The sequence below is a fragment of the Neobacillus drentensis genome, assembly GCF_021560175.1.
Taxonomy (GTDB): Bacteria; Bacillota; Bacilli; order Bacillales; family Cytobacillaceae; genus Neobacillus; species Neobacillus drentensis_A.
On sequence record NZ_CP091110.1, the window covers coordinates 439,555 to 452,184 of the forward strand.

The following is a 12,630-nucleotide window of genomic DNA, read 5'->3' on the forward strand; positions in this document are numbered from 1 at the left end:
AGGTGCAATTAGGATGAGCGAAATGCTTTACGAGGGCAAAGCGAAAAAGATTTTTACAACTGACGATGAACAAGTTGTGCTGGTTCAATATAAAGATTCTGCAACTGCTTTTAACGGTCAAAAAAAGGCGACTATTACTGGAAAAGGCCGTTTGAATAACGAGATTACTAGTTTATTATTTTTAAAACTTAAAGAACAAGGCATCGACTCACACTTTATCAAGAGAGTTTCCGAAACAGAACAATTGGTGAAGAGAGTAACGATTATTCCTCTTGAAGTCGTTGTACGCAATGTCGCAGCAGGAACCCTTTCCAATCGTCTGGGAATCGAAGAAGGCAAAGAACTATCCACGCCAATCGTTGAATTTTATCTGAAAGACGATGCTCTAGGTGACCCGCTAGTGACGATTGATCACATTCTTGAACTAAAGGCAGCAACTGTAAAGGAAGTTGAAATCCTAAAGAATAAAGCACTTCAAATCAATGCAATTTTATCAAGCTTTTTCAATGAGCTCGGGATTCGCTTAATTGACTTTAAGCTAGAGTTTGGCAAAGACCATAACGGGCAGATTTTACTTGCCGATGAGATTTCTCCAGATACTTGCAGACTGTGGGATAAAGAAACCAATGAAAAGCTCGATAAGGATGTATTCCGCCGGGATTTAGGAAGTTTAACAGAAGCCTATGAAACTATTTTAGCGAAATTGGGAGGACATCAGCATGTATAAAGTTAAGGTGTATGTAACATTAAGGGAAAGTGTTTTAGATCCACAAGGGAAAGCCGTAACTCATTCCTTACATTCATTAAACTATAAACAAGTAACAGATGTCCGCATCGGAAAATATATGGAGTTAACAATTGAAAAATCAGATCGTGATATCAATGAAGTTGTGAATGAAATTTGTACGAACCTATTAGCGAACCCGGTTATTGAAGATTACCGTTACGAGGTAGAGGAGTGTGTGACACAGTGAAGTTTGCGGTGATCGTATTCCCAGGATCGAATTGTGACGTTGATATGTTTCATGCTGTTAAGGATGAACTTGGTGAAGAAGTGGAATATGTTTGGCATGATGCCGATAACCTAGACGGGTTTGACGCCATTTTGCTGCCTGGGGGTTTCTCATTTGGTGACTACCTGCGCACAGGTGCAATTGCCCGTTTCAGCCCCGTCATGAAAGAGGTCGTAAAAGCAGCGGAAGCTGGGAAGCCAGTCCTTGGCGTTTGTAATGGATTTCAAATTCTTCTTGAAGCAGGTCTGCTTCCGGGGGGAATGAGAAGAAACGAAAGCCTATCGTTCATTTGTAAACCAGTTGAACTAAAGGTGGAGAACAATAAGACACTTTTTACAAACGCTTATGGTGAAGGGGAAAGCATTATGATCCCTGTAGCACATGGAGAAGGAAATTATTATTGTGATGAAGAAACACTTGCGAAATTGAAAGCAAACAATCAAATTGCATTTACCTATAATCAAAATCCGAACGGAAGTCTTGCGGATATTGCAGGAATCACCAATGAAAAAGGCAATGTCTTAGGAATGATGCCGCATCCGGAAAGAGCAGTTGATGAGCTCCTCGGCGGAGCGGATGGTTTAAAAATGTTTCAATCGATTGTAAAAGCTTGGAGGGAAGCACATGTTGTCAACGCTTGAACCAAATCCTACTCAGATTAAAGCAGAAAAAGTATACCAGCAAATGGGTTTGACCGACGAAGAATTTGCAATGATTGAAAACATTCTTGGGCGTACACCTAACTATACCGAAACAGGTCTTTTCTCGGTCATGTGGTCGGAACATTGCAGCTATAAAAATTCAAAACCGATTCTAAAAAAATTCCCTATTACAGGTGAACGGGTACTCCAAGGACCTGGGGAAGGTGCTGGGATCGTTGATATCGGTGACGAGCAGGCGGTTGTTTTTAAAATCGAAAGCCACAACCATCCATCAGCCATTGAGCCTTATCAAGGGGCAGCAACAGGTGTAGGCGGTATTATCCGTGATGTTTTCTCAATGGGTGCACGTCCAATTGCCATGTTGAACTCATTGCGTTTTGGTGAACTAGATTCTGCCCGCGTCCGTTACTTGTTCAAAGAGGTAGTAGCTGGGATTGCCGGCTATGGTAACTGTATCGGAATTCCGACGGTTGGCGGCGAAATCGGGTTTGACCCTTGCTATGATGGTAATCCGTTAGTGAATGCGATGTGTGTTGGGCTGATTGATCATAAAGATATCAAAAAGGGGCAAGCACATGGAGAAGGAAATACGGTTATGTATGTTGGAGCAAAAACCGGCCGTGATGGAATCCATGGTGCAACCTTCGCTTCTGAGGAATTAACGGACCAATCCAATGAAGACCGTCCAGCCGTACAGGTGGGCGACCCATTCATGGAAAAGCTTTTATTAGAGGCCTGCTTAGAACTGATTCATTGTGATGCACTGGTTGGTATTCAAGATATGGGTGCTGCCGGACTGATTAGTTCATCTGCAGAAATGGCCAGCAAAGCGGGAATGGGAATTGAAATGAATTTAGACTTAGTTCCGCAGCGGGAAACCGGGATGACTGCTTACGAAATGATGCTATCCGAGTCCCAAGAGCGGATGCTCATCGTTGTTAAAAAGGGAAGAGAGCATGAAATTGTTGAGCTTTTTGAAAAATACGGCTTAGAAGCAGTAGGGATTGGAACGGTTACGAGCGATAAGCAAATGCGCCTATTCCATAAAGGAGAAATCGTGGCAGATGTTCCGGCTGATGCACTTGCAGAAGAGGCACCGGTTTACCACAAGCCATCTAAAGAGCCAGCTTATTTTGCAGAATTCCAAGCGATGGAAAATGAAGTTCCTCAAGTAGACGATTTGAAAGAAACATTAGTAAATCTGTTAAGCCAGCCAACAATAGCTAGCAAGGAATGGGTTTATGAGCAGTATGACTATATGGTACGCACCAATACCGTTGTTGCTCCAGGATCGGATGCAGCGGTGGTAAGAATTCGCGGCACACGCAAAGCTTTAGCGATGACTACGGATTGTAACGCGCGTTATGTCTACTTAGATCCAGAAGTAGGCGGAAAAATTGCTGTAGCTGAAGCAGCACGCAATATTGTCTGTTCTGGTGCAGAGCCTTTAGCGATTACGGATAACCTGAATTTCGGGAACCCAGAAAAGCCAGAAGTGTTCTGGCAGATTGAAAAAGCAGCTGATGGTATGAGTGAAGCCTGCCGCGTGTTGGAAACACCGGTTATTGGCGGAAACGTGTCTTTATATAATGAAACGAGCGGAACTGCGATCTATCCAACGCCAGTAGTAGGAATGGTTGGTTTAGTAACGGATCTTGATCATATTACAACACAGCATTTCAAACAAAACGGCGATCTTATTTATCTAGTAGGCGAAACCAAGGACGAATTCGGCGGCAGTGAGCTTCAAAAGCTTCTGAACGGACGTGTATTTGGTAAAGCACCTGAACTAGATGTAATGGTAGAAAAAGAAAGACAAAATCAAGTGCTTGCAGCAATTCGTGCAGGTTTAGTGCAATCAGCCCATGACCTATCAGAAGGCGGTTTAGGGGTTGCGTTAGCGGAAAGTCTTTTCGCAAATGAAAAGCTTGGAGCAGAAGTAACGATTGCAGGAAATTCTGTCTCTGCTTTATTCAGTGAAACTCAATCACGTTTCTTATTAACGGTAAAACCGGAACATAAAGTTGAGTTTGAAAGATTAGTAGACGCAGTGCAGATTGGTACTGTAACAGAAACCTCAACATTGGAAATCAAAACTGATGATGCATCCGTGCTTGCTGCTTCAGTTGCAGAACTAAAAGCTGCCTGGAAAGGAGCCATCCCATGCTGCCTGAAATAAAAGGATTAAACGAAGAGTGCGGGATCTTTGGTGTCTTTGGACACCAAGATGCTGCCCAGTTAACCTATTACGGACTTCATAGCCTGCAGCACCGCGGCCAGGAAGGAACCGGCATTGTTGTTTCTGATGGGAAAAAGCTTACAGGTGTAAAAGGCGAAGGGCTAGTATCGGAAATTTTTACAACGGAAGCAATGAAGGACTTAGAAGGCAGTGCTGCCATCGGTCACGTTCGTTATGCGACAGCAGGCGGCGGAGGCTACGAGAACGTGCAGCCGCTTCTGTTTCATTCGCAAACAGGAAGTCTTGCGCTTGCCCATAATGGCAATCTCGTTAATGCTAATTCTCTAAAGTACCAGCTTGAATCGCAGGGAAGTATCTTTCAAACAAGCTCTGACACAGAGGTTTTGGCTCATCTCGTTAGAAGAAGCGGTTATCCACATTTAAAGGATCAAGTGAAAAACGCTTTATCGATGTTAAAGGGAGCTTATGCGTATTTAATCATGACAGAAACCGAGCTTATGGTCGCTCTTGATCCACATGGTTTACGTCCATTGTCCCTTGGCTGTCTTGGGGATGCTTATGTTGTAGCATCAGAAACGTGTGCCTTTGATGTGGTGGGTGCCGAATATATCCGCGATATTATGCCAGGCGAACTATTAATTATTAATGAAAATGGCTTAACATCTGAGCGGTTTTCCATCAGTACCACAAAAGCGATTTGTACGATGGAATATATTTATTTTTCAAGACCGGATAGTAATATTCAAGGAATCAATGTTCATACTGCCCGAAAAAATATGGGGAAACAATTAGCAGTGGAAGCACCATTTGAAGCCGATGTTGTGACAGGGGTTCCTGATTCTAGTATCTCAGCAGCTATCGGTTATGCAGAAGCTACCGGAATTCCTTATGAAATGGGCTTAATTAAGAATAGGTATGTGGGCAGGACGTTTATCCAGCCATCACAATCGCTTCGGGAGCAAGGGGTTAAGATGAAACTTTCAGCAGTTCGGGGCGTTGTGGAAGGAAAGCGTGTCGTCATGGTCGATGATTCGATCGTACGCGGAACGACCAGCAGAAGAATTGTGAATTTGTTGAAGGAAGCGGGAGCAACGGAGGTTCATGTCGTAATCAGCTCACCGCCAATAAAAAATCCATGCTTCTATGGAATTGATACCTCGACAAAAGAGGAATTGATTGCTTCTGATAAAAGCGTGGAGCAAATTAGAGAATTGATTGGTGCAGATTCATTAACCTTCATTAGTGTCGAAGGAATGATGAAGGCACTAGGTCAAGAAGGAACAAATGGCTACTGCCTAGGTTGCTTCACCGGGAATTATCCAACAGAGATTTATCCTGATACACTACAATACTATTATCAAAAATAAGGTGGAGGAACAACCATGGCTAAAGCATATAAAGAAGCTGGCGTAAATATTGAAGCGGGCTATGAGGCTGTTTCACGAATGAAAAAGCATGTCCAAAGAACAGCACGGGCCGGTGTTATTGGCGGATTGGGCGGTTTTGGCGGCATGTTTGATTTATCATCACTTCAATTAAAGGAGCCTGTTTTGGTGTCAGGCACCGACGGAGTCGGCACGAAGCTGATGATTGCGTTTTGGATGGATAAACACGATACGATCGGGATTGATGCAGTGGCTATGTGTGTGAACGATATCGTAGTTCAAGGTGCAGAGCCATTGTTCTTTTTAGATTATATTGCATGTGGGAAAGCGGAGCCTGAAAAAATCGAGGCGATTGTAAAAGGAATTTCCGATGGCTGCGAGCAGGCTGGCTGTGCTTTGATCGGCGGCGAAACAGCTGAAATGCCGGGATTATACAGTCAAAACGAGTATGACCTTGCCGGATTTACGGTTGGGGCTTGTGAAAAATCACAGTTAATTACGGGTGAGACCATTCAAGCTGGGGATGTGTTGATTGGGTTAGCATCAAGCGGTATTCATAGTAATGGTTATTCCCTTGTACGTAAAGTTTTTAATAATTGGTCCTTACTAGATTTCGTTGATGAGCTTGGCTGTACATTAGGAGAAGAGTTATTAAAACCGACGAAAATTTACGTTAAACCAATTCTTTCGGCATTGAAAAAGTTCCCGTTAAAAGGGATGGCTCACATTACCGGAGGCGGATTTATCGAAAACATTCCGCGGATGCTGCCTGAGGGCCTTGGGGCAAAAGTAGATGAAAAAAGCTGGCCGATTCCACCGGTGTTTCAATTGATTTCCTCTCACGGGCAAATTTCCTATGAAGAAATGTATAATATTTTTAACATGGGAATTGGAATGGTTATCGCCGTAGATCGCGAAATCGCTGCGGACGTACTTCAGCATTTTGAACAAAGCGGTGAAAAAGCCTATCAGATCGGTGTTGTGACGGATCAGGCTGGGATTGAAATAAAGGGTCAAGGTGGACGGCTATGAAAAAAATAGCAGTGTTTGCCTCTGGTAACGGCAGTAATTTCCAAGCCATCATTGACGTCGTAGAGTCAGGAGAGCTGAAGGCGGAAATTTCTCTTTTAGTCTGTGACAAACCAGGTGCTTATGCGGTTGATCGCGCCAATGCAGCGAGAATTCCAAGCTTTGTTTTTCAGGCAAAGGATTATTCTAGTAAGGAAGAATATGAGCAAGCGATTGTAACAGAATTAAAGAAATATGGTGTGGAGTTCATTGTCCTTGCCGGATACATGCGCTTGCTTGGTCCAACCTTGCTAAGTGCCTATCAAGGAAGGATTATCAATATTCATCCATCACTGCTTCCAGCATTCCCAGGTAAAGATGCGATCGGTCAGGCTCTTGCCGCCAAAGCGAAGTGGAGCGGAGTTACCATCCATTATGTCGATGAAGGGATGGATACAGGTCCCATTATTATTCAAGAACGTGTAAAATTGGAAGAGAATGAAACTAGAGACAGCCTGCAAAAGAAAATACAGCAAATCGAGCACAAACTATATCCAGAAATACTTCAAATGCTATTAACACAAGGAGATGTACTCAATGTCACAAAAGCGCGCGCTAATTAGTGTATCTGATAAAAATGGAATTACCGATTTTGCGAAAGAACTAGTAAGCCTAGGGTTTGAATTGATCTCAACCGGCGGTACAAAAAAGGCTCTTCAAGAGCAGGGAATCCCAGTCATGAGTGTGAGTGATGTAACAGGTTTTCCAGAAATTTTAGAAGGCCGTGTCAAAACGTTAAATCCATTCATCCATGGAGGCTTGCTTTCTAAACATGATAATCCTGATCATTTAAAACAGCTGGACGAGCATGGAATTCAGCCTATTCAACTAGTTTGCGTCAATCTTTATCCTTTCCAGCAAACCATTGCAAAACCAGATGTAACGGTAGCGGATGCGATTGAAAACATTGATATTGGCGGTCCATCTATGCTGCGCGCTTCAGCTAAAAATCATCAATATTTAACGGTTGTCGTTGATCCAGCAGATTATGCAACCGTGATTGAGGAGTTTAAAGCGGAAGGTACAACGACGCTTGAAACAAGAAGAAAGCTGGCGGCTAAGGTATTCCGTCATACAGCTGCTTATGATGCTTTGATAGCTGAATACATGACCAACCTTGCACAAGAAGAAACACCTGAAACCTTAACGGTTACTTATGACCTAAAGCAGACCCTTCGTTATGGAGAAAATCCGCATCAAAAAGCTGCTTTTTACAGAAAGCCGTTAGGTTCAACCTTCTCGATCGCCAATGCCGTTCAACTTCATGGAAAAGAACTATCTTACAATAATATTAATGATGCAGATGCAGCTTTGCAAATCGTAAAGGAATTCTCAGAACCTGCAGCTGTAGCAGTTAAGCATATGAATCCATGCGGAGTTGGAACTGGTCAAACTGGCTTTGAAGCTTTTACAAAAGCCTTTGCAGCGGATCCTGTTTCCATTTTTGGCGGCATTATTGCCTTTAACCGTGAAGTGGACGCTGAAACAGCTGGCAAGCTTCATGAAATTTTCTTAGAGATTATCATTGCACCATCTTTCTCAGAGGAAGCATTAGCGATTTTAACAGGCAAAAAGAATCTTCGTTTGTTAACGATTCCGTTTAATGATGTGAAAAAACCTGAGTTAAAAATGACGACCATTGAAGGCGGATTGCTTGTTCAAGAACAAGACCGATATTCATTAGAGGATGCAACAATCACTGTTCCAACGAAGAGACAACCAACGGAGGAAGAATGGGAAGCTCTAAAACTTGGCTGGAAAGTGGTTAAACACGTAAAATCCAATGCCATCGTTGTTACTAGTAAAGACATGACACTTGGGGTTGGCGCAGGCCAAATGAACCGCGTTGGTTCAGCTGAGATTGCTCTTAAGCAGGCCGGTGAAAAAGCAGAAGGCGCTGCTCTTGCATCTGATGCCTTCTTCCCAATGGATGATACCGTTGAAGCAGCAGCAAAAGCAGGAATTACTGCGATTATTCAGCCTGGTGGATCGATTAAAGATGCTGATTCCATTAAAAAAGCAGATGAATACGGAATCGCCATGGTGTTTACGGGCGTTAGACACTTTAAACATTAAGCTTAGTTGATTGTAACTATGTTGATTGTAGCAGAAGGCGTGAGACTCCTGCGGGAGTACGGATCAGGGGAGACCCCCGAGGCGCTGTGGCGCCGAGGAGGCTCCCCGGACCGCCCGCGGAAAGCGAATGCCTGGAGCGAAAATCAACATCCAAGTTTAACACAGTCAAACATTAAAATGAGGTGTAATGGATGAAGGTACTAATCATTGGCCGCGGCGGCCGCGAGCATGCGATCTGCCGAAAGGTCAGCGAAAGCACATTGGTTGAAAAAGTATTTGTCGCTCCAGGAAACGCTGGAATGGTAGATGTGGCGGAATTAATCTCGATTGACGAATCCCAGCATGATGAGCTTATCGCCTTTGCAAAAGAGCAAGAGGTAGGGTTAACGATTATCGGACCGGAAGTTCCTTTACTTGAAGGATTGTCAGATAAATTTGAAGCAGCAGGTTTGGCAGTGTTCGGACCACGTAAGGCAGCTGCTGAAATTGAGGGCAGCAAGTCGTTCGCAAAAGATTTAATGAAAAAGTATGAGATTCCGACTGCTGATTATGCTGTTTTCACTTCGATTGAAGAGGCGCGTCATTATATCCATGAAAAAGGCGCTCCAATTGTGATTAAAGCAGACGGCTTGGCAGCAGGAAAAGGTGTTACAGTTGCCATGACTTTAGAGGAAGCTCTTGCGAGTGTGGAGGAAATGCTCGTTGGTGCCAAATTTGGAGCGGCTTCTTCAAGTGTAGTGATTGAAGAGTTTTTAGATGGCGAGGAATTTTCATTAATGGCCTTTGTGAACGGGGAAGTAGTCATCCCGCTTGAAATTGCTCAGGATCACAAACGCGCATATGATGGCGATCAGGGTCCAAATACCGGTGGAATGGGTGCTTACTCTCCGGTTCCGCAAATTGGTGAGGACACGGTCGCAACGGCCGTTGAGACCGTTTTGCTTCCAGCAGCAAAGGCGATGGTTCAAGAGGGACGCAGTTTCTGTGGGATTTTATATGCTGGGTTAATTAAAACAGCAGCAGGCCCAAAGGTAATTGAGTTTAATGCTCGTTTCGGCGACCCGGAAACACAGGTTATTTTACCAAGGCTGCAATCTGATTTGGTTCAAGTTATCTTAGCTCTTTTGAATGGCGAGCGTCCAGAACTTGAGTGGGATCCCCAGGCCATGGTTGGTGTTGTCGTTGCCGCAAAAGGGTATCCTGGTGTTTATGAAAAGGGCGCGGTACTGAAGGGGTTATCGGACTTTTCGGAGAACGTTTATACCTTCCATGCGGGTACGGTTCAAAATGATGCTGGTGAGTTTTTGACATCAGGAGGCCGGGTGCTTCTTGTGGGAGGCAAGGCTGAGACTCTTGCTGGTGCGCAGTCGAAGGTGTATCAGGAGTTAGAAAAGTTAGATTGTGAAGGTGCCTTTTATCGCAGGGATATTGGTGCGAAGGCGATTGTACCGGTGGTTCGTTAAAATTTGATCGATTAGGAAATGACCGCATGAGAGGTTCATGCGGTCATTTTTATTAAAATTATTTCTTTGCCCCTAACGATGAATAGGGTTCTTAAGGTAAATGAAGAGACAAATCATTTACCCAAAAGAAGAAAATAAAGCCCCCAGGGTCAATGAAGAGCCGTTTCATTGCCTAACAAAAGAAAAATCAAGCCTCTCCGGTCAATGAACAACCCTCTCATTGCCCTTAAAAGAAAAAGAAGAGCCCTTGGGGTCAATGAAGAGCTGTTTCATTGCCCATCAAAAGAAAAATCAAGCCTCACCGGTCAATGAACTACTCTTTCATTACCCCCAAAAGAAAAAGAAGAGCCCTCGGGGTCAATGAAGAGCTGTTTCATTGCCCATCGAAACAAAATCAAGCGTCCACGGTCAATGAACTACTCTTTCATTGCCCCCAAAAGAAAAAGAAGAGCCCTCGAGGTCAATGAACCGACCAAAAGAGCTCATTCCGCAGATCAAGTTGGATTATGAGGTACCATCGAATCTCCATTTCCAGCGAGACCTTCCATCTCATCCACCGAATCAGTCGCATGCTGATGCTCCTTAACCATATCTGACCACCGTTTACACACATCCGTTACCGGACAATAGCGGACAATACCCTCAGCCACCTTCATCGCACCACAGAAAGCTGCAACCAAATAAGAATCCCTCCACGGACGCTTGACCATTTTAGAAGTACTCCAAGCAACAATCGTTAACCCAAATGTAATCCGAATCAATGCATTCAAAATCCCGATATTTGGTGTAATTTTCATCGTGTTCACTCCTTCACAATATTTTTACAAATTTTATCAATACTTTACTGCTTTAAAAAGTAAAATATGATAAGATAAGAATCTAAAGATGTAAGGGCTTTCTTTATTGTTAAATCAACTTATTATTATATAGATAGTAAATTAAGGGAGGGACATGGTATGCTGGAACAACGCTACCGCTGGAAAAACAAACACTTACGCATGCATGTATCCGTTTTGGAAGGGAAAACATCCCCAACATTATTATTGAAAAATGCTTTGTACTTAAATCAAACTTTTCGCAAATGGATGAGGGCCAACATCTGGATTTATGAAGATCGTATCGTCTATGTTGGCGACAACATGCCTTCCTATATGAAAGACTGTGAAATCATCGACTGCACGAATGAAATACTTGTGCCTGGGTATATCGAGCCACATGCACATCCGTTTCAATTATATAATCCCCTGTCCTTAGCCGCCTATGCATCTCAATTTGGCACAACGACACTTATTAATGATAATATGGGGCTTATTTCACATTTGAAAAAAAGGGAAGCGTTTTCACTTTTAAGGGATCTTCGCGCCATCCCGTCAACCATGTACTGGTGGAGCCGATTTGATTCGCAGACCGAGTTATTGAATGAAGAAGAAGTTTTTTCACATAGTAATGTAAAAGCATGGCTTGAGCATGATGCGGTTCTCCAAGGCGGCGAATTAACAGGCTGGCCTAAATTGCTCGACGGCGACGATATGATGCTTCATTGGATTCAAGAAGCCAAGCGGATGCGCAAGCAAATTGAAGGTCATTTTCCTGGCGCTTCGGAAAATACATTAGCAAAAATGATGCTGTTAGGTGCTGATTCCGACCATGAAGCCATGACAGGTGAAGAAGTATACAGCCGGCTCATGCAGGGGTATATGGTGTCCTTACGCTATTCATCGATCCGGCCTGATCTGCCGCAGCTCTTAGATGATATGAAACGGTTAGGAATTGAGGCTTATGACCAGCTGATGTTCAATACAGATGGTTCCTCGTCTACTTTTTACGAACAAGGAATCACCGACCAAATGATACGAATTGCCATCGAAAAAGGAGTTCCCGTTATCGATGCCTATAATATGGCAACGGTCAATATTGCAAAATACTACAACATTGGCCATCTGCATGGTTCAATTGCAACCGGGCGTATCGCTAATATTAACTTCTTATCAAGTATGGAAGACCCAACACCAGTTTCTGTCTTAGCTAAGGGGAAATGGGTGAAGCGAGACGGTGTAAAGGCAAAAGATATCTATGGAGAATTAGATTGGGATGAATATGGATTTAAACGAATGGAACTGGATTGGCAGTTGTCACTCGATGACTTGCAATTTTCTATGCCATTTGGAATAAAGATGGAAAACTCTGTGATAACAAAGCCTTATTCCATCTCGATCGATGCTTCGGCAGACCAACTGCCAAAAGAGTCTGATGAATGTTATTTCATGTTGGTTGACCGTTATGGGCAGTGGAGAATAAACACCCTGCTAAAGGGATTCGCAACCAACCTCTCCGCGCTTGCAAGCTCCTATTCGACTACTGGAGATATTATTTTGATAGGGAAAAATAGGAATGATATAGTCAATGCTTTTAATAGAATGAAAGAATTAGGCGGGGGAATTGTCATGATGGAGGACGCTCAAGTTGTTTGTGAAGTACCGCTAGACTTAAGTGGAGTCATGTCCAGCCTTCCAATTGAAGAATTAATAGAACAAGAGAAAACATTATTAACAGAATTGAGAGAACGAGGCTATAAATTTTCCGATCCAATCTACAGCCTTGCCTTTTTTTCAGCTACACATTTACCATACATCCGTATCACGCAGCAAGGAATGTATGATGTTATGAATAAATCTGTACTCTTTCCTTCAATAATGCGTTAAACTGTAAATGGCTAAAGAGTTAAAGCGTGAAAGTATTTTGGGAAAAGGTTAAAATAGGGGT

The 12,630-nt window shown here is 43.3% G+C and carries 11 protein-coding genes; 10 read left to right on the forward strand and 1 reads right to left on the reverse strand.

Annotation, left to right across the window (positions count from 1 at the left end; genetic code table 11):
• The first annotated feature begins 13 nt into the window (after positions 1-13).
• From purC to purD, 9 genes are all read left to right on the forward strand, one after another.
• Complete coding sequence (purC, locus tag L1999_RS02185) at positions 14-727, forward strand: phosphoribosylaminoimidazolesuccinocarboxamide synthase (protein ID WP_275677355.1); 714 nt, start codon at positions 14-16, stop codon at positions 725-727.
• Positions 720-974, forward strand: a complete 255-nt coding sequence (gene purS / locus L1999_RS02190) for a phosphoribosylformylglycinamidine synthase subunit PurS (protein ID WP_235742029.1) — start codon at positions 720-722, stop codon at positions 972-974. Before purC ends, purS begins: the two co-directional genes overlap by 8 nt.
• On the forward strand, positions 971-1,654 hold the full coding sequence (purQ, locus tag L1999_RS02195; RefSeq protein WP_235742030.1) for a phosphoribosylformylglycinamidine synthase subunit PurQ: 684 nt from the start codon (positions 971-973) through the stop codon (positions 1,652-1,654). Before purS ends, purQ begins: the two co-directional genes overlap by 4 nt.
• Complete coding sequence (purL, locus tag L1999_RS02200) at positions 1,638-3,854, forward strand: phosphoribosylformylglycinamidine synthase subunit PurL (protein WP_235742031.1); 2,217 nt, start codon at positions 1,638-1,640, stop codon at positions 3,852-3,854. The genes purQ and purL overlap by 17 nt, the downstream gene beginning before the upstream one ends.
• Entirely contained in the window at positions 3,839-5,242 is a 1,404-nt protein-coding gene (gene purF, locus L1999_RS02205; RefSeq protein WP_235742032.1) for an amidophosphoribosyltransferase, read from the forward strand. Before purL ends, purF begins: the two co-directional genes overlap by 16 nt.
• Positions 5,243-5,257: 15 nt before the next feature.
• Positions 5,258-6,292, forward strand: coding sequence for a phosphoribosylformylglycinamidine cyclo-ligase (purM, locus tag L1999_RS02210; RefSeq protein ID WP_235742033.1), 1,035 nt, complete (start codon positions 5,258-5,260; stop codon positions 6,290-6,292).
• Positions 6,289-6,891: a phosphoribosylglycinamide formyltransferase gene (purN, locus tag L1999_RS02215; RefSeq protein ID WP_235742034.1), complete on the forward strand. Its 603-nt coding sequence runs from the start codon at positions 6,289-6,291 to the stop codon at positions 6,889-6,891. The genes purM and purN overlap by 4 nt, the downstream gene beginning before the upstream one ends.
• Positions 6,866-8,404, forward strand: coding sequence for a bifunctional phosphoribosylaminoimidazolecarboxamide formyltransferase/IMP cyclohydrolase (gene purH / locus L1999_RS02220; protein ID WP_235742035.1), 1,539 nt, complete (start codon positions 6,866-6,868; stop codon positions 8,402-8,404). The genes purN and purH overlap by 26 nt, the downstream gene beginning before the upstream one ends.
• Before the next feature lie 191 nt (positions 8,405-8,595).
• Positions 8,596-9,867, forward strand: coding sequence for a phosphoribosylamine--glycine ligase (gene purD, locus L1999_RS02225; protein WP_235742036.1), 1,272 nt, complete (start codon positions 8,596-8,598; stop codon positions 9,865-9,867).
• A gap of 494 nt (positions 9,868-10,361) precedes the next feature.
• On the opposite strand, the gene L1999_RS02230 is transcribed toward purD, so the two are convergent.
• Entirely contained in the window at positions 10,362-10,664 is a 303-nt protein-coding gene (locus L1999_RS02230; RefSeq protein ID WP_235742037.1) for a YgaP family membrane protein, read from the reverse strand.
• 159 nt (positions 10,665-10,823) lie between these two features.
• Between L1999_RS02230 and L1999_RS02235 the strand changes: the two genes are divergently transcribed.
• A complete protein-coding gene (locus L1999_RS02235) occupies positions 10,824-12,569 on the forward strand; it encodes an adenine deaminase C-terminal domain-containing protein (protein ID WP_235742038.1) in 1,746 nt (581 codons plus the stop codon).
• The last annotated feature ends 61 nt before the right edge of the window (positions 12,570-12,630 follow it).